We start from the raw sequence: 18,250 nt of genomic DNA, 5'->3' as shown, positions 1-18,250 counted from the left end.
TCCTGTCAGCGCAAAGACACGTCACATGCGTCTCATCAGATAATTGCGAGCTCCAACCATGTCACCTCCCGTCCGCAGTGTTGCGACATCAGACACGATCCCAAAGTCTTGCGACGTCGTCATCGTCGGCGCCGGCATGGCCGGGATCGCCACCGCCTGGCATCTTGCCCGGCGCGGCACGTCCGTCGCCGTGCTGGAAAAGGGCGTCGTGTCCGGGGAGCAGTCGAGTCGCAACTGGGGCTGGTGCCGGCAACAGAACCGCGATCCGCGTGAACTGCCGCTGGCACAGCTGGCATTACGCATCTGGCAAGACCTCAACAAGGACACCGGCGAAGAGACGGGCTTCCGCAGGACCGGCCTCGTCTACGCCTCCAACAACATGTCAGATGTCGCAACCTGGGAGAAATGGGGACGGGTCGCCAGAGAATTCGGCGTCGACACCCGAATGCTAAGCAGTGCCGAAGCCGCAGCGCTGTTGCCCGGCAATAGCAGGAAATGGCTTGGCGGCGTGCATTCCCCCGCCGACGGCCGTGCTGAGCCGGAGCTCGCCGTTGCCGCGATTGCCAAGGCAGCCCAGGCCGCCGGGGCCACGATCGTCGAGAAATGCGCCGTACGCGCCCTTGAAGCCAGCGCCGGCTGTGTTTCCGGCGTGATTACCGAAAAAGGTCCGATACGCTGCCAGAGCGTGCTGGTTGCTGGCGGCGCCTGGAGCGGCATGTTGCTGCGACATCACGGTATCAGCTTCCTGCAGGCTTCGGTGAAGTCGACATCCTTCTATACGGTGCCGGCGCCGGAAGTGACTGACGGCGGCATTGCCATGCAAGATGTCACGATGCGCCGCCGCCTTGACGGCGGCTATAGCGTGGGCCTCAGCGGCCAAGGCCAGTTGCAGATCACGCCTCGGGGCCTGATGCAGGCAAAGGCTTTCTGGCGGACGTTCCAAAGCCGCCGCAAGGGACTGACCTACGCCATCGGCCGGCAATTCCTCGAAGGACCCGAATCGCTCAGCCGTTGGCGTGACGACAGCATCTCGCCCTTCGAACGCATCCGCATTTTGGACCCGGAACCGGATGCCCGTCTCGTCGCAAAAGGCCTGCAGAAACTTCAGGACATCTATCCGGCACTGCAGGGGATCAGGGCCGCGCAAAGCTGGGGCGGCATGGTCGATTCGACACCGGACGCCATTCCCGTGATTGCACCGGTTCAGTCACTGCCGGGGCTCTACATCGCTTCCGGTTTCAGCGGCCATGGATTTGGCATCGGTCCCGCTGCCGGCCAGCTTGCGGCCGATCTCATTCGCGGCGACCGGCCCTGCGTCGACCCGAAACCCTATCGCTACGAGCGCATGATCGACGGCACCGATCTCGGCAAGCCGGGCATGATGTGAGGACGCCATGAACGCAATCGACATTCTCGATCGCCTGATCGCCTTCCCCAGCGTGGTCGGCACGCCGAATGGCGAGATCGTCGATTGGATCATGACCTATCTCGAAAGCCATGGCGCGAAGGTGTCCGTGCTCATGGGGCCGGAGGGCGACCGGGCCAATCTTCTTGCCACCATCGGTCCGGTCGATGTTCCCGGGTATATCCTCTCCGGGCATATGGATGTGGTGCCGGCCGGGGAACCGGGCTGGAGCTCTTACCCGTTCATATTGCGGCGGGATGGCGACCGGCTCTATGGCCGGGGCACGACCGACATGAAGGGTTTTCTTGCCGCGGCATTGGCTGCCGTTCCGCTTTTGACCAAAACCTGTCTTGTCCGTCCGATCCATCTTGCCTTCTCCTACGATGAAGAGGCGGGCTGCCGCGGCGTGCCGCATCTGCTTGCCCGGCTGCCGGATCTTTGTGCGAAGCCGCTCGGGGCGATTATCGGCGAACCGAGCAATCTGCAGGCTGTGCTGGCCCACAAGGGCAAGGCGGCCGCTCGTGTGACGATCCGGGGTCGGTCGGGCCATTCCTCCCGGCCGGATCTCGGGCTGAATGCCGTCCATGCCATGGCCGGCGTTCTGTGTGCTGCGGTCGATGCTGCGCAAAAACTGACCGAGGGCCCGTTCGATCGTGCCTTCGCGCCGGCTTATTCTTCACTGCAGGCAGGGACCATTTCCGGCGGGCACGCAATCAATATCATCCCCGACCTGTGCACGATGGAACTCGAAGCACGCGCCATTTCCGGTGTTGATCCGGTAAGCCTGCTTGCGCCGGTGAGGACGCGGGCCGAAGCATTGGCGGCGCAAGAATTTACAGTGCAATGGACCGAGATGAGCGCCTACCCGGCCCTTGCGCTGAGCGGCAATGCACCGCTCGCAACGCTCCTACACGGACTTACCGGCCAGACACCTCTTGCGGCGGTGAGCTACGGAACAGAAGCCGGCCTTTATCAGGCTGCCGGTATCGATGCGATCATATGCGGCCCAGGCGATATCGGCCGTGCCCACAAGCCCGACGAGTTCCTGGTGATCGATGAGCTCGCGGCCTGTCAGCAAATGATCGAGGTACTGGCTGCGCATTGCGCTGCCTGAACCGGAGGTGACGTAAATGACCTTTCTCTTCCAGTCGGATGCCAAGCGCGGGACGATATTTGAAAAGGCGTTTGCCGAAGCGCTACCTGGCCTGCCGTTCTTTATGGATCCGGCAAGCGTCGAGCCTGACGCTGTACGCTATCTGATCACCTGGACGGTGCCCGAAGATCTCGCCCGCTACCGCAATCTCGAAATCCTCTTCTCGATTGGCGCGGGCGTCGATCAATTCCGGCTGGATAGCGTGCCGCCCAACGTCAAGATCGTCCGCATGGTCGAGGAAGGTATCGTGCGCATGATGCAGGAATATGTGACGCTTGCCGTTCTCGCCCTGCACCGGAACCTGCCTGGCTATCTCACCCAGCAAAGGTCTGAAATCTGGAACCATATCCCGCAGGCACAGGCATCGGCGCGCCGTATCGGTGTTCTCGGTCTTGGCATGTTGGGACAGGCGGTTCTCGAGCGCTTGCGGCCGTTCAATTTTCGCCTCTCCGGCTGGAGCCGGTCGCGCCGCAAGATCGACGGCGTGACCTGCCACTACGGCAAGGCTGGGCTGAAGGCCATGGTGGCGCAGGCCGACATCCTCGTCTGCCTCCTGCCGTTGACCGACGAGACGCAAGGATTCTTGAATGCGGAACTCTTCGCCACCCTGCCGCACGGCGCGGCTCTGGTGCATACCGGCCGGGGACCGCAACTTGACCATGAGGCTTTGCTCGACGCGCTCAACAGCAACCATCTTTCAGGCGCCGTGATTGACGTGACCGCACCCGAACCGCTTCCACAAGGTCATCCCTTCTGGTCCCACCCGAAGATCATCCTCACGCCGCATGTGGCAAGCATTACCCAGCCCGAGAGCGCAGCCCGGGCCGTAATCGACAACATCGAGCGCCACCGTGCCGGCCTTGAGCCGATCGGATTGGTCGACCGCAGCCGCGGCTATTGAACAACCGCCTTACGAAAGGAAAATTCATGTCCCTCCTGCAGAAAATCGATGTCGATCCCGCCTTCGCCCCCCACGAATCCAAGGCTTTGCCCGAGCGGCTTATCGCCGGCGATCCGTCCTTCAAGACCTGGGCGCAGGATGTTTCGAAGAATGATCTGGTTCGCACCGGCGTCTTTGAGGCAACGCCTGGACAGACGCGCTCGATCAAGGGCGAGACCTTCGAGTTCTGCCATATCCTCTCCGGTATCGTGGAAATCACGCCCGACGGCAGCGAGCCGGTGATATATGGCGCAGGCGAGAGCTTCGTGATGAAGCCCGGGTTCGTCGGCGTCTGGAAGACGATCGAGACGGTGCGCAAGATCTATGTGGTGGTGGGATGATGGCGAAGCCAGGCGAGACGGTCATTTTCGAGGCGCGGTTCGCAGACTATGTTTTGAGCACAGATCGCGGCCGGCTCGATGTCGCCGCCATCCACGCCTTTCTCGCCAATGATTCCTATTGGGCTCAAGGCCTGACGCTCGAGCAACTGCAACGCGCGCTGGATCACTCCCTCGTTATTGGCATCTATGCGCCCGACGGTTCGCTGGCCGGCTTCGGACGTGTGGTGACGGATTACGGCATGTTTGCCTATCTGCGCGATGTCTTCACCTTGCCAATTCATCGCGGCAAAGGCCTCGCGTCCTGGCTGGCGAGCGAAATTCGCAACCATCCGGAGCTCGTCACTGTCACAAGTTGGATGCTGGCGACAAAGGACGCCCATGCCGTTTATGAAAAAGCCGGCTATCGTCCAGCGCCTCACCCCGAGAACTATATGACAGTCCCGAAATCTCGCGACGATGCATAACCAGGAGTTATGGATATCCCATAAATTTTCGATGGCCCCACCGTGACCGGCCTGTGAAACTGCGCTTGCAGATGCAGGAGAAATCACATGGCTTACCGGGTTGGCGTGGATGTCGGAGGCTCATTCACCGATTTCGCAGTTCTCGAAGAAGAAACCGGCAAACTCTCCACCCTGAAAGTGTTCTCGCGGCCGGATGCGCCAGGCGAGGAAATCCTGCTCGCGCTTGACCGGCTGAAAGCCCGCGATGGGATTGAAGCGGAAAAGATTGCCTATTTCACCCATGGCACGACAGTCGGGGTCAACACCGTCATCCAGCGCAATGGCGACACCATTGCTCTGTTTACCACGAAGAATTTCGAAGATGTCCTCGAAGTCGCCCGGCTGAAAATCCCGCAGATCCACAATCTCTATTCTGTGCGGCCGAAGCCGCTGATCTCGCGCGAAGGTGTTTTCGGAATTGCCGAGCGCACACTTGCGACTGGCGAAATCCTGCTGGAGCCCAACGAAGCCGATGTCGCCCGTGCTGTCGAGGCCGCGCTCACAGCCGGCTGCAACGGCATCGTGCTTTCCTTCCTGCATGCCTATCGCAACCCGGCCAACGAACTCGCCGTCAAGGCAATGATCGAGCGCCTTGCACCTGATCTTAACGTCATCGCTTCAGCGCAGACATGGCCGGTGATCCGTGAATATGAGCGCACGATGACTGCCGTGATCAGCGGCTATGTGCGTCCTCGCGTCCAGCATTATCTCGACCGCTTCGAAACCGTACTGAGGAAGAGGGGCATATCCGGGCCGTTGACGATCACGAAGACCAATGGCGGCGTCATGGCTATCGACCAGGCGAGGGCCGAATGCGTGCAGATGATCCTGTCGGGGACGGCGGCCGGCGTGATCGGTGCCGGCTATCTCGCCAAGGCCAGCGGCTTCGATCGCATTCTCAGCCTCGACATTGGCGGCACCAGCGCCGATGTCGCGGTCATCATCGACGGCGAGGCGCAATATGGCGTTGGCGAGGTCATCGGTGACTTCCAGATCCACGTGCCTTCGGTTTCCGTGAGCTCCGTCGGACAAGGCGGCGGCTCGGTTGCCTGGATCGATGCGCTCGGCCTCCTCCATGCCGGACCCGAAAGCGCGGGCTCCACACCGGGGCCGGTCTGCTATGGCCGTGGTGGCGAAAAGCCAACCATCACCGACGCAATGGCGGCCGCCAACCTTATCGGCCATATGCCACTCGGCTACGGTGCAGTCACGGTCGATCATGCCGCAGCAAGGGCGGCACTGGCCCCGCTTGCCGAAAGGCTCGACACCTACGTGGAATCCCTAGCTGGCGATATCGTCGACATTTCCATCTCCGGCATGTATGCCGAGGTCAGCGCGCTCGTCTCGCGCTATGCCATCGATCCGCGCGAATTTTATCTCTTCGCCTTTGGCGGTGCAGGCGCGATGCTTGCCTGCTTCCTCGCGAAGGAACTCGACATGAAGGGCGTCGTCGTGCCGCCCTCGCCGGGCGTCGTCTCTGCTCTCGGCGGCCTGGTGGCCGACCTCAAGAACGATTTCATCCGTACCATCTATTGCGATGTCTCTGCCGGTGCGGCGACTAACCTGGTTCCCGTTCTGGAGGAGCTAGAGCAAGGGGCGCGCAGCTGGCTCGAAAAACAGGGATATCGTCGCGAAGGCGAGATGCGGCTCACCGCCGACATGCGCTATGCCGGCCAATCCTTCGAGATCGAAACGCCGCTTCGGGCCGATTGGCTTCGTTCTGGCGATGCCAATGCTGTCGCATCGGCATTCCACGCGGCCCATGAGCGGCTCTACGGTCATGCCGACCCGAATGCCTGCGTGCAGATGATCAACCTTCGGCTGGTCATTTCCGGAGCAACGCCGAAACCGCCTCTGCTGGAAATCGCACCGGCGACCGGCCCTGTCGAGCCCCGCTTCAGCGTCGAGGGCTGGTTCAGCGGCCGCTCCTGGATCACGGGCGTCTTTAACCGCAGCGACCTCATGGCAGGGCACGGGCTTCATGGCCCCGCGATCATCGCCCAGGACGACACGACGACAGTCGTTCCTCCGGGCTTCGAGCTCCAGGTCGACCGCTTCGGTAATCTCGTCATCACCAAATCCGAGTTCTGATCATGGCCATCGACCGGCACAATCTAAAAGTCCTCGCCAATTTCTGCTCGGCCGCCGCTGACGCCATGGCATTCACACTGATGCGCACTGCCCATTCCGCCTTCGTCAAGGAAACGGAGGATTTTTCCTGTCAGGTGGTGACCCGCGAAGGCCTGGCCTTCGCCAATCCGCGCCAGTTCGGCGCACCCTGGTATTCCGGCATCGATTATGCGCCGCTGCTGGAGGCCTTCGACACTTATGCCGAAGGCGATATCTGCATTACCAATGATCCCTATAGCGGCTTCGTCGCTACCCATTCGCCCGACATCCACATCTGGAAGCCGGTCTTCTATGACGGCAAGCTTGCCTGTTTCGTCGTCGGCCATATCCACAATACAGATGTCGGCGGCGCAGTCCCGGCCTCACTCTCCCGTTCGCTTTCGGAGATCGAACAGGAGGGATTGCGCATCCCGCCGGTCAAGCTCGTCCAGAACGGCGAGATGAACGGCTTTGTGGCTCAGATGATCTGCGCCAATGTCCGCATGCCCGAACAGAATCTGGGCGACCTCCATGCCCAGATCGCCTCGGTCAATATCGGCGAGCGGAAGATGCACGATGTTATCCGCCGCTTCGGTTTCGATCCGTTCTTGGAAGGAATAGGACAGATCCTCGATTATGCCGAAGCGCAGACCCGGCAGATTCTCGCGAAAGTCCCTGACGGAGACTATTTCTTTGCCGATTATGCGGATGAGGATTCCGTCGCCGGCAAGCCCTGCCGGGTAGCGTTGACGCTGAGAATTCGTGGCGATGAAGTGGTCCTCGACTATACCGGCAGCGACCCGCAGCTCGGCTCGTCGCTGAACATGCCGACCGGCGGCCGTGAGCGCCATCCGCTGGTCATGGTCGGCCTAACCTATGTGCTCTACACACTCGACAACAGCCTGCTGCTGAATGCCGGAACGCTGCGCCCTGCCCGCGCCGTGCTGCCGGAGGGGTCGATCGTCAATTGCTCGCGTCCTGCCGCCGTTGGCATGCGCTCGCTCACCTGTGCCATGACCCAGATCGTCACCGTCGGCGCTTTCGTGCAGGCGCTGCCGGATCTGATGCCTGCCGCTTCGCCGGGCGGCAATGCGATCATGAACATCAAGACCAGCGGCCGGAACGGAAAACCGGTCATGGCCTCGATCGGCCCGGTCGGCGGCGGCGGCGGCGGCTCACCGTTCGGCGACGGCAGCGATGGCGCCGGAGGAGCCACCGGCTTCCTGCGCAACACCCCGATCGAGATCAGCGAGGCCGAAGTGCCGATCCTCTTCCTGCGTTATGGCCTGGAACCTGATACGGGCGCGCCAGGCCGCTATCGCGGTGGGCTCTCGGCGGTGATGGAGTTTGAAATCTCGGCGCCCGAAACCGTTGTGACGGCGCGCAACCGCAACCGCTCGATCATGCCGTCCTGGGGTGTCATGGGCGCCAAGCCGGGCATGGTGTCGCGCTTCGTTCGCAATCCGGGCCGAGCTGACGAGGTTTCGCTCTGCAATACCGACGTCGTGCATTGTGGCCCCGGCGATGTGATCAGGGTCGTGGGTCCTGGCGCAGGCGGCTACGGCGATCCCTACCAAAGACCGTCGGACGAAGTGCTTGCCGATGTTAAGCGCGGGGCAGTCACGGCAGTATGTGCCGAGCGAGATTATGGCGTTGTCGTACGCAACGGCGACGTCCACAACGACGCCACCGCGCGTCTGCGCGAAAAGGCGCCGGAGCGTGACGGCGCAATCATCAGCTACGCGCCCGAACGCAAGGCGTTCGAGGCAGTGTGGACGAGGCAACGATATGCGCTCCTGACAGATTTCCTTGCGTCGACACCGATCGGCTGGCGCTATTTCCTGAAGCATCGCGTTTTCGAGGCCGTGGAAAAAATGTCCGCTGATGAGCGGCCAGTTTTCGACCAGATGACCACGTTGTTCGAAGAGATGCGAATCCGCTACAGTCTTTGAGAGTGACTATGGAGCGGCAATGAACCTGCGCGAGCTGGAAGTCTTCCGGGCAATCATGCGCGACGGCACGATTACCGCCGCTGCAAACTCGCTCGGCATATCGCAGCCGGCGGTCAGCAAGCTCCTTGCGCATCTGGAAGACCGGCTGGGCTATGTCCTGTTTGACCGTATCAGTGGCCGGCTGGCGCCGACGATGGAAGCCCAGCTCCTCTATGCCGATGCCGACCGGGCCTTTCGCCAGCTCGAAGCACTATCCTCGCTCGCCCGCAATGTCGGCGCGGCAAAGATCGGGCTGATCAGGGTCGGTGCCAGCCTGCCGATCGCCTATTCGCTGCTGCCGGATGCGCTCGCCATTTTTCGCGGCAACCAGAAGCAGGTCAAAATCCACCTTCATACCCTGCCCAAGCGAGAAATCGCCGAGGCCCTGACATTGGGCGACATCGATGTGGCGATTACGTTGAGCCCGATCCTGGCGCCGAGCGTGCGCGTCGAAACATTGGTCAACGTGCCCGTTGTCGCAGTGCTGCCGCCAGAGGACGATCTTGCCAACCGAGATGTCATTCAACCGCGCGATCTGACAGGCCGCACATTGATCTCCTACGGTTCTCACGCAGAGCAGATTGGCGCAGCGCTCGACCATGCGTTCACGCAAACCGGATGCCATCGCGATGTCTCGATCCAGATCGCCTCCTCCATCGGCGCCTTGCCGCTCGTACGACGCGGATTGGGCATCGCGCTCGTCGACGGCCTTGCGGTATGGCAGGCTGGCGACGTCATTGCCAGACCTTTCGAGCCGAGGGTGAGCATGCAGCTCTGCGTCTCGATCGACGAATCGCGTCCGGAATCGCGCTTTCTCTCCCCCTTCCTTGCCGCGTTGCGGCAGGCACTTGGCACGGCCAAAGATTTAACTGTCCTTGCGCCCTAAAACGAAAGATTCGTCGGCATGCGGCCTGGTAGACAAAGCATGCTGCGTACCGCGCCGCGCTAGTCTGACGCTCAAACCGCCAAGGATCTAATATGAGCCTCAGTTTCAATCCGGACGCATTGTCCCTGCCCATCGGCCATTTCATCGGCGGAAAGCTGGTAGCCGGTGGTGAAGGCATCGAGATGAAGCGGCCTTCCGACGGCCGTTCCTATGGGCAATGCCCTGTCGCTTCACCGGAGATTGTCGAGCGCGCCGTAAAGTCGGCCAAGGCTGCATTGAAGTCTAGCAATTGGGGCGGGGTGAGACCGCGCGAACGTACCAAGGCGCTACAGGCCTGGGCTGATCTCATCGAGGCGGAAGCAGAAACGCTGGCCAAGATCGAGGCGCTTTCATCCACTCGACCGGTGGGACAGCTCGTCGCTGGCGATATCGCCGTTACCGCTGAACAAATCCGCTTCTTTGCGGAATTCGCCGACAAGGAAGGCAGCGACCTCGTTCCGACGGATGATCAAAATCTCGGCATGATCATCAGCGAACCCTATGGCGTGGTCGGTGCAATTACGCCGTGGAATTTCCCGGTGTCGATGGCGGGCTGGAAGATCGGACCGGCGCTGGCAGCTGGCAACGCCGTTGTCCTGAAGCCATCGGAAATGACGCCCTTTTCGACCGTCTATATGGCCGAACTCGCCGTCAGGGCCGGCATCCCCGCCGGCCTTCTCAACGTGGTTCTCGGTGATGGACAGACGACCGGCAATGCGCTGACGGGCCATCCGGATATTGCCAAGATCAGCTTCACCGGCTCGACCCGCGCTGGCTCGGCAATCATGGAAAACGTCGCGCGCACCGGCGTCAAGCCGATGACGCTGGAGCTTGGCGGCAAGAGCCCGCAGGTCGTCTTCGCCGATGCCGATCTGGAAAAGACCGCGTGCGCCATTTCCGGCAGCGTCGTCTTCAATGCCGGGCAGGCCTGTGTCGCCGGCACGCGACTGATCGTCGAGAAAAGTGCTGCACCGGCGCTTATCGACATGCTGATTGCGCGCATGAAGACGGTTCGCTCCGGCCCAACCTGGAATGAAACAACGCATTATTCGCCAATCATTTCGCAACGCCAGCTGAACCGCATCGGCTCGATTGTCGACGCCGCTCTCCAAGCAGGCGGCGAGTGTCTCATAGGCGGCCAATCCATGGAAGGCGCAGGCTATTTCTACGAGCCGACCCTGATTGCTAATGTCGACCAGTCCTCTCCCGCTGTCGTCGAGGAGATTTTCGGCCCGGTTCTTACCATCCAGACTTTCGAGACGGAAGAAGAGGCGCTGGCACTGGCCGATCACCCGACCTACGGACTGGCCTCCGGCCTGTTCACCCGGGATCTGTCTCGCACGATCCGTTTTGCCAGGCAGATCCAGGCAGGCACGGTCTGGATCAACCGCTACAGCCGTTCGCGCGACCATATCCTGCCGACCGGGGGCTACAAGCAGTCCGGTATCGGCAAGGATCTCGGCCGCGATGCCTATCTCGCCAACCGCAAGACGAAGAGCGTGCTGATCAGCCTCTGACCGGAGAGATGCCATGAAGACCTATTCCATCGCTTTGATCCCAGGTGACGGCATTGGCCGCGATGTGACCGCTGCAGCGTGGTCGGTTCTCCAAACAGTCGCGCAGATGACTGGTTTCACGCTCGAAGGCAAGGAATTCCCCTGGTCCTGCCGGTTCTACAGTGACACCGGTCGCATGATGCCAGAGGACGGCATAGAGACATTGCGGGGGTTCGACGCCATTTTGCTCGGTGCCGTCGGCTGGCCTGCGGAGGTGCCGGATTCAGTATCACTCCACGGCCTCCTGCTGCCCATCCGCAAGGCGTTCGTGCAATACGCCAATATTAGGCCGCATCGGCTGCTGCCGGGCGTTGAAGGGCCGCTCAAAGCGGAAAAGTTCGACATACTCTGCATTCGCGAGAACACCGAAGGCGAGTATTCCGGCGCGGGCGGGCGCGTGCATCAGGGCATGGACAACGAAGTCGCGGTGGAAACCGCGATCTTCACGCGTGCCGGCGTCGAGCGCATCCTGCGCTTCGGCTTCGAACAGGCGCGGCTGCGTCGTCGCAAGCTGGCCTCGGTTACGAAATCCAATGCACAAAAATTCTCGATGGTGTTCTGGGACGAGATCACCGACAAGCTGGCGGCCGATTATCCCGATGTCGACGTGACGAGCTACCACGTCGATGCACTGGCTGCCCGCATGGTGATGGCGCCGGACAGCCTTGATGTCATCGTTGCCTCCAACCTTTTCGGTGATATCCTGACCGATATCGGCGCCGCCATCCAAGGCGGCCTCGGCTTTGCAGCGTCCGCCAATATCAATCCGGACCGGAGCGCGCCATCCATGTTCGAGCCGGTCCACGGCTCGGCGCCCGACATCGCCCATCTCGGCATTGCCAATCCGATCGCCGCCGTGTGGTCCGGCGCGTTGATGCTCGAGCATCTGGGGGAACGGGAAGCGGCGACCCTGATCATGCAGGCCATCCAGGCCGTCACCAAAGGCGGTGTCGGCACCATTCCCGGCCGCGACAAAACCGATGCGATCACCAATGCCATCCTCGCAGCGCTCTCCTGACATCGAGGCACATATGCAAATTTTGAAAGACAAGGATCTCTTTCGCCAGCAAGGTCTGATTGGCGGCAAATGGGTGGCGGCCGCGTCCGGCAAGGCCGTCGATGTCATCAATCCAGCTTCGCAGGCGGCAATCGGCACAGTGCCGGACATGTCCGGCACCGAAACGCGCGCGGCGATCGAGGCCGCCGACCAAGCCTATAAAGGCTGGAGAAGGAAGACCAATGCCGAGCGCGCGGCGCTGCTTGCAGCATGGCATGGCCTGATGCTCCAGCACCTCGACGATCTGGCATTGATCCTTACGATCGAACAGGGAAAGCCGCTGGATGAAGCGAGGGGGGAAATCCTCTACGGCGCCTCCTTCGTCAAATGGTTTGCAGAGGAGGCGCGTCGCATCAACGGCCACACCATCCCCTCCCCCACTTCAGACCGGCGGATTATCATTCTAAAGGAGCCAGTCGGTGTCTGCGCAATCATCACACCGTGGAACTTCCCCAATGCGATGATCACCCGCAAGGTCGCTCCAGCGCTCGCCGCCGGCTGTACGGTGGTCATCAAGCCATCGGAATTCACACCCTATTCGGCACTAGCGCTCGGCGTGCTCGCTGAACGCGCCGGCATTCCGCCCGGGGTCATCAATATTGTCACCGGTATGCCCTCGCAAATCGGCCAGGAAATCATGGTCAACCAAAACGTGCGCAAGATCTCGTTCACCGGCTCGACCCGTGTCGGTTCGCTGCTGATGCGCGGCGCGGCCGACAGCATCAAGCGGCTCAGCCTCGAACTCGGGGGCAACGCCCCGTTCATCGTTTTCGACGATGCCGATCTCGATCTGGCCGTCGAAGGAGCGCTCGCCTCGAAATTCCGCAATGGCGGCCAGACTTGCGTCTGTGCCAATCGCATCCTGGTGCAGAGCGGCGTCTACGATGCCTTCGCCGCCAGGCTCAAGGCGCGCGTCGAGGCGTTGGCCGTTGGCCCTGGGACCCGACCCGGTGTTGCGATCGGCCCGATGATCAACATGGCTGCCATCGACAAGATCAACCGCCACGTAGAGGATGCCTTGGCCAAGGGCGCGCAGATCATCACCACCAAACCCATCATGCCCGAAGGCAGGCAATATACCGCGCCACTGGTGCTGACCGGCGCGACCACCGATATGCAGCTTGCCAGTGAAGAGACATTCGGACCCGTCGCGCCGCTTTTCCGGTTTAAAACGGAGGAGGAGGCGATCGCCATTGCCAATGGCACGCCCTTCGGCCTCGCCTCGTATTTCTATACGGAAAATCTCAAACGCGCCTGGCGTGTCGGGGAAGCGCTCGAATTCGGCATGGTCGGGCTAAACACCGGCTCAGTGTCGATGGAGGTCTCCCCCTTCGGCGGCGTCAAGCAGTCCGGCCTGGGACGCGAAGGCGCTCAGGCCGGCATCGAGGAATATCTCGAAATGAAGAGTTTTCACATGGGCGGTCTGGCGTAAATGCCACCGTCCATTCAGCCTTCATTTCCCGCGAAAAGCGGTCACCCCAAACGGCCTACGGCAAATCCCGCGCAGCTCAGCCGCTCACAGGTCGCAGTCAGGAGTTCAGCGCATTGTTGAGGTCATGCAACCCGACCATCAGCATCATCGCGTCAGATGGAGATGGCAGAAAGCCGACAGCCTCATAGAAGGCTCGCGCGTCATCGGAAATCGCATGCGCCAGCACACCGCGGATGCCGAGGATCTCTGCTGCATTGAGTAGGCGTAGGCCTGCGTCGCGAACCAATGCTCTACCGACACCGCGCCCCTGATAGGACTGATCAATGGCGAGACGGCCAAGCACTGCGACCGGAATAGGATCGGGCATGTTGCGTCGAAAGCGGCCGGGTGCTTCCGGCTGCTTCACCGCGCCGGAGGCGAGCGCGTAATAGGCGACAACGCGATTTTTTTCACACGCGACGAAGGTGCGTGAAGCGCCGCCTGCCTGATTGGTACGGGCACGCCGACGCAACCAGTCATCCAGTTCAGGGACGCCGGAACTAAATACTGCCAGCTCGTGATGATCAGCCAGCGGGGTCGGTGCCGTAAGTGTCACACCTCGTCCCACGGCGCTTTGATCGACATGGTTCGTTTCAAGCGCTCATTGGGTTGCGCAGGCGCATCGAGCCGGGCAAGGTATTCGGCATAGATTTCGGGGCTGACAGTGAATACAGTGCGATCAAGCAGCACCTCCTCGGCCCGGCGTTCTGAAGCCTCCAGCATAAAATCCGTGCGCGTCTTGCCGAGTAATTGGGCGGCGCGATCGATTAAGTTGCGGGTCGCGGGCTTGATGCGCATATTCAGCGGCACGCTTGCGTCCTGACTTTTACTCCTGTGCGAGGTCATCGGAAACTCCTGTCTACACGTCACATAGCGTAACGACATCATCTTTACAAGGAGAGCGTAATGATATTGTCGTTACACCCACGTTTCCCTTCCTGCGACCCAACGGCTCACTTCGGGTAAAACGCCCTATTAAGGAACTGGCTTGGATAACTACGGCGACAGAGCACCATAACGCCGCGTGCGTCGAGGATTTCCTGCCGACCCCGATGCTCTTCAGAAACCATGCAAGGCGGCCAAGGTCGGCACCACCTCCCACTGCATATTTGAACAGAGGATTGCTCCCGCTCATGGCGCACCGCTGCACACGCATACGGTCGAGGAGGTGTTGGAAAGTAATCGATGGTTCAGCGGACATCACGATCGGTGACGCGGTGGTCATGGCGGCATTTTTCTTGGTCTCGGATTCTCCTAACGCTCCTTATGCACTTGACCGCCTGAAATGGTGAAGTCGAAAATTGCAGGATGTTATTGGCCGCTGCTACCCTCAACCGGGCCACTGGGCGGCAAGGATTGCCGGCAGAAGCCGGTCGAGAAAATCCTGCGCCCTGTCTCCGTCCGTCGCGAAGTTCAATTTCTCCTCAAGGGCGAGATGGGCGATCCCGTGTGCGGTCGACCACGCGGCAAAAATCCCCGCATAATCGCCCGTCTGGATCGCTTCCTCGAGATCGTGACCGTCATAGACAAAGGTCGCCGCGCGAGCGAGCGGGGTCAGCGCCTGGCGGCTTGCTTGGCTGTAGCGGGAATCGGACCGGTTCACGAGATCCTTTCGGAACATCAGCCTGAAGCGGCCAGAATGGTCCAGCGCGAACATCACATAGGCTTTCGCCAGTGCGCGAAGGGATGCCGGCGTGGCATCATGCGGCTCGGCGGCATTTAGATAGCGCCCCAACTCGTCATACCCAAGAATTGCAACCTCGGTGAGCAGGCCCGCGGCATTGCCGAAATGATGCGCGGGCGCGCCTGGAGAAACACCGGCCCGTCTTGCGGCCTCGCGAAGTGAAAAGCCCTCTACCCCGTTTTCGCGCAGAATCGCGTCTGTCGCCTCGATCATAGCTCTTCGCAATTCGCCATGATGGTAGCTGCGTTTGGACGCAGCGTCGTCAGATGACATTTTTCTTCATCCCCATCTATACACTGTTCAGATTTTATCCTATATGCAATCTATACACTGTTTAAAACGACCAACGGAGTCTCGAATGTCTAAAAGATGGCTCATTACAGGTGCATCCTCTGCTTCGGCCGCGAAATGACCGAAATCCTTCTTAAGCAAGGCGATTGGGTTGCCGCTACTGTGCGCAAAGCCGATACGTTAAGCGACCTAAAAGGGCAATACGGCGAAAAGCTATGGATCGGGGTTGTCGATGTCACTGATACCGTGGCTTTGCGACAGCCGGAGCCGCCGCTGCGCCTGACTTTGGGCAGCGATGCCTACGAGGCTGTTACCACCGCACTGCACCAACGCCTCAAAGCGCTCGAGACACAGAAGGATATCGCCTTCTCCACCGACTTCACAAACTGATCAGCGGATCGGCAATCTCGGATCCACCGGATCTCGGTGGCTGACTTAATCAACTGGAAGGTACCATCATGGCAGTCTCATCCAATACCGCCAACAAAAGAACTGCTCTCATTACCGGTGCGTCATCAGGTATCGGCAAGGCTACGACCCTAAAACTGCTGGAGGAAGGCTATAGGGTCTTTGTCGCGGCGCGCCGCATCGAGCAAATGCAGGAACTTGTGGATCGTGGGGCGAGCGCCATCGCCCTCGACCTCACGAGAGACGAGAACATCGTCGCGGCGGTCGACCGAATCGTTTCGAAACATGGCTCCATCGACATTCTCATCAACAATGCGGGTTACGGCGCCTATGGAGCTATCGAGGATGTCCCGGTCGACGAAGGACGCCGGCAGTTCGAGGTGAACCTCTTCGGCCTTGCCCGATTGACCCAACTGGTTCTACCGCAAATGCGCCAAAACAGGTTCGGCAAGATCGTCAACGTCACCTCGATAGGTGGAAAGATCTACACACCGTTCGGCGGCTGGTATCACGCCACCAAACATGCACTCGAAGGCTGGTCCGATACCCTTCGCTTGGAAACCAAGTCATTTGGCATAGATGTCATCATCGTCGAGCCCGGTGGCATAAAGACGGACTGGGGCCATATCGCCGCAGAAAATCTGAAGAAAACGTCTGGAGCCGGCGCCTACGCGAAAGCCGCAAACAAGACTGCGGCCGGTATGCACGACGTTTATTCCGGCAAGCGGCTGTCAGACCCTTCCGTTGTGGCGGCTACGATCCTTCGGGCTATCAGCGCAGGCAAGCCAAAGACGCGGTATCACACCGGCTACATGGCTGGCACGGTCTTGAGGATGCGCCGATGGCTTAGCGATCGAATGTTCGACCGCATCATCATGTCGATGGTTTGAACCTGGGTGTCGGCGAAGAATTATCGCCAGCAAAGGTCAGTCGACATCTGTCCAAACGACGACGCCAATCGCCCACCTCCTCGGCGCCAATCCAGGCGCCGAGTGTCTATCGGCCACCATCTCCTTGACGACCTTCGATCCTTCTACCAGCATTCATTGTCGCCAAGCGCCGCTGTCAGTTCGACCCGACGATCACGCTTTGCCAGGCGCAGATCGTCCCCATAGGCGCGTGATAACTGCAAAATCTGGCTTCACTGAAACCTATCGAGCGTCTTGTAGTAAAGCCCCACCAGCGGCAGGAACCACGGCTTGCCGAAATGACCGGGAACGGCGGGCCATTCCACGCCCTTCATCGGGTTTGTGTCCACGCGGCCGAGGATCGCATCCGCGACGATCATGCCGAGATGAGTGGAAAGCTGCGCGCCATGGCCGGAATAGCCCATCGCATACCAGACGCCGTCGTGATATCCCGCGCGCGGATAGCGGTCCTTGGTCATGTCGACCAGGCCACCCCAGCAATAATCGACATCGACATTGCCAAGCTGCGGGAATATTTTCGCAAGGCTCACCCTCAGGATCTCGCCGCTCATTGAATCTGAGCGATGATCCGAGGTCGCCGAGAACCGCGCCCGGCCGCCGAACAGCAGGCGATTGTCCGGAGAAAGCCGGAAATAATTGCCGATATTCATCGAGTTCACGCAGGTACGGTTGCCGGGCATGGTCGCGGCGATTTCGTCCGGCGTCAGTGGGCGCGTGGCAATCAGGAAACTGCCGACCGAGATGATCCGACGGCGGAAATAGCCAAAATTGGGTGTCGTATAGGCGCCTGTCGCCACAAGAACATGGTCCGCGGTGAGCTTTCCGCGCGCAGTGGTCAGCACGTGCTTGCCATTGCCTTGCGTCTGCCCTGTCACAGCCGCACCTTCGTAGATGATCGCGCCATGGCGTGCTGCCGCCTGCGCCAAGCCGGCGACGTAGCGGCCCATATGCATCATCGCGCTCTTCTTCGACAGCATCGCCCCAAAGAATGGCGAACCGACCTCGGACTTCAGATCATCGGCCGAAAGCAGCGCCGTATCGGGGTCGACTTCGGCATGCACCGCCTCGAAATTACGGGCGATCGAATCGAAGTGTTGCGGCTTGGATGCGAGCTTGAGCTTGCCGGCGCGGCGGAAATCACAGTCGATCTTTTCCTCGACAATCAGGGCCTCGATCGTGTCGATGGAGCCGTCGAACGCCTTATAGAGCGCGATGGCGCGCTCCTTGCCGAGTTCGGCCTTGGCCGACAGATAGCTGTGGGCAAGGCCATTGTTGAGATGACCGCCATTGCGGCCGGAAGCGCCCCAGCCGACCCGTTCCGCCTCGAGCACTGCGACCCTGGCGCCAGCCTTGGCGAGATGGCGGGCAGCGGCGAGGCCGGTGAAGCCGCCGCCGATCACCGCGACGTCGTAATGCGCGTCGACAGGACCTTTCGCCGCTCCCGCAAAGACCGGAGCCGTATCGTGCCAGTAGGAGACGAGCTTCAT

At 60.7% G+C, this 18,250-nt stretch carries 17 protein-coding genes; 13 read left to right on the top strand and 4 right to left on the bottom strand.

Features of this window, described 5'->3' with window-relative positions; translation table 11 throughout:
* The first annotated feature begins 58 nt into the window (after positions 1-58).
* The 11 genes from NBG89_RS21105 to NBG89_RS21055 all read left to right on the top strand — a co-directional run bounded on the left by NBG89_RS21105 (position 59) and on the right by NBG89_RS21055 (position 13,412).
* The gene (locus tag NBG89_RS21105) at positions 59-1,387 is read left to right on the top strand and encodes an NAD(P)/FAD-dependent oxidoreductase (protein ID WP_431324077.1); all 1,329 of its coding nucleotides are present in this window, start codon (positions 59-61) and stop codon (positions 1,385-1,387) included.
* Between the two features lie 7 nt (positions 1,388-1,394).
* The gene (gene argE, locus NBG89_RS21100; RefSeq protein WP_431324076.1) at positions 1,395-2,519 is read left to right on the top strand and encodes an acetylornithine deacetylase; all 1,125 of its coding nucleotides are present in this window, start codon (positions 1,395-1,397) and stop codon (positions 2,517-2,519) included.
* 16 nt (positions 2,520-2,535) lie between these two features.
* Complete coding sequence (locus NBG89_RS21095; protein WP_431324075.1) at positions 2,536-3,459, top strand: 2-hydroxyacid dehydrogenase; 924 nt, start codon at positions 2,536-2,538, stop codon at positions 3,457-3,459.
* Positions 3,460-3,485: 26 nt separating this feature from the next.
* Entirely contained in the window at positions 3,486-3,839 is a 354-nt protein-coding gene (locus NBG89_RS21090; RefSeq protein WP_431324074.1) for a cupin domain-containing protein, read from the top strand.
* Positions 3,836-4,303 (top strand): GNAT family N-acetyltransferase, encoded by a 468-nt coding sequence (locus NBG89_RS21085; RefSeq protein ID WP_431324073.1) that lies wholly within the window; start codon positions 3,836-3,838, stop codon positions 4,301-4,303. The genes NBG89_RS21090 and NBG89_RS21085 overlap by 4 nt, the downstream gene beginning before the upstream one ends.
* An 87-nt stretch (positions 4,304-4,390) precedes the next feature.
* Positions 4,391-6,433, top strand: coding sequence for a hydantoinase/oxoprolinase family protein (locus tag NBG89_RS21080; protein ID WP_431324072.1), 2,043 nt, complete (start codon positions 4,391-4,393; stop codon positions 6,431-6,433).
* 2 nt (positions 6,434-6,435) lie between these two features.
* A complete protein-coding gene (locus NBG89_RS21075; protein WP_431324071.1) occupies positions 6,436-8,403 on the top strand; it encodes a hydantoinase B/oxoprolinase family protein in 1,968 nt (655 codons plus the stop codon).
* A gap of 19 nt (positions 8,404-8,422) precedes the next feature.
* Entirely contained in the window at positions 8,423-9,328 is a 906-nt protein-coding gene (locus NBG89_RS21070) for a LysR family transcriptional regulator (protein ID WP_431324070.1), read from the top strand.
* A gap of 92 nt (positions 9,329-9,420) precedes the next feature.
* Positions 9,421-10,884, top strand: coding sequence for an aldehyde dehydrogenase family protein (locus NBG89_RS21065; RefSeq protein ID WP_431324069.1), 1,464 nt, complete (start codon positions 9,421-9,423; stop codon positions 10,882-10,884).
* A 13-nt stretch (positions 10,885-10,897) separates the two neighbouring features.
* Positions 10,898-11,941: a tartrate dehydrogenase gene (locus NBG89_RS21060; RefSeq protein WP_431324068.1), complete on the top strand. Its 1,044-nt coding sequence runs from the start codon at positions 10,898-10,900 to the stop codon at positions 11,939-11,941.
* Positions 11,942-11,954: 13 nt separating this feature from the next.
* Positions 11,955-13,412, top strand: coding sequence for an NAD-dependent succinate-semialdehyde dehydrogenase (locus NBG89_RS21055; RefSeq protein WP_431324067.1), 1,458 nt, complete (start codon positions 11,955-11,957; stop codon positions 13,410-13,412).
* Positions 13,413-13,509: 97 nt separating this feature from the next.
* Here NBG89_RS21055 and NBG89_RS21050 read toward each other — a convergent pair whose 3' ends face one another.
* The 3 genes from NBG89_RS21050 to NBG89_RS21040 all read right to left on the bottom strand — a co-directional run bounded on the left by NBG89_RS21050 (position 13,510) and on the right by NBG89_RS21040 (position 15,408).
* The gene (locus tag NBG89_RS21050; RefSeq protein ID WP_431324066.1) at positions 13,510-14,007 is read right to left on the bottom strand and encodes a GNAT family N-acetyltransferase; all 498 of its coding nucleotides are present in this window, start codon (positions 14,005-14,007) and stop codon (positions 13,510-13,512) included.
* A complete protein-coding gene (locus NBG89_RS21045; protein WP_431324065.1) occupies positions 14,004-14,297 on the bottom strand; it encodes a DUF1778 domain-containing protein in 294 nt (97 codons plus the stop codon). Before NBG89_RS21045 ends, NBG89_RS21050 begins: the two co-directional genes overlap by 4 nt.
* A 484-nt stretch (positions 14,298-14,781) precedes the next feature.
* A complete protein-coding gene (locus NBG89_RS21040; RefSeq protein WP_431324064.1) occupies positions 14,782-15,408 on the bottom strand; it encodes a TetR/AcrR family transcriptional regulator in 627 nt (208 codons plus the stop codon).
* A gap of 135 nt (positions 15,409-15,543) precedes the next feature.
* Here NBG89_RS21040 and NBG89_RS21035 point away from each other — a divergent pair, with 135 nt between their 5' ends.
* Together NBG89_RS21035 and NBG89_RS21030 are read left to right on the top strand one after the other, a co-directional pair.
* A complete protein-coding gene (locus NBG89_RS21035; RefSeq protein WP_431324063.1) occupies positions 15,544-15,816 on the top strand; it encodes a hypothetical protein in 273 nt (90 codons plus the stop codon).
* A gap of 68 nt (positions 15,817-15,884) precedes the next feature.
* On the top strand, positions 15,885-16,724 hold the full coding sequence (locus NBG89_RS21030) for an oxidoreductase (RefSeq protein ID WP_431324062.1): 840 nt from the start codon (positions 15,885-15,887) through the stop codon (positions 16,722-16,724).
* A 251-nt stretch (positions 16,725-16,975) separates the two neighbouring features.
* Here the strand turns inward: NBG89_RS21030 and NBG89_RS21025 are convergent, their stop codons facing one another.
* On the bottom strand, positions 16,976-18,250 hold the full coding sequence (locus NBG89_RS21025) for an NAD(P)/FAD-dependent oxidoreductase (protein WP_431324061.1): 1,275 nt from the start codon (positions 18,248-18,250) through the stop codon (positions 16,976-16,978).

The sequence above is a fragment of the Rhizobium sp. YTU87027 genome (assembly GCF_050644135.1).
GTDB lineage: Bacteria > Pseudomonadota > Alphaproteobacteria > Rhizobiales > Rhizobiaceae > Rhizobium.
The sequence above is the reverse complement of the archived record's forward strand: the minus strand, read 5'-3'. Positions and strand labels throughout refer to the sequence as shown.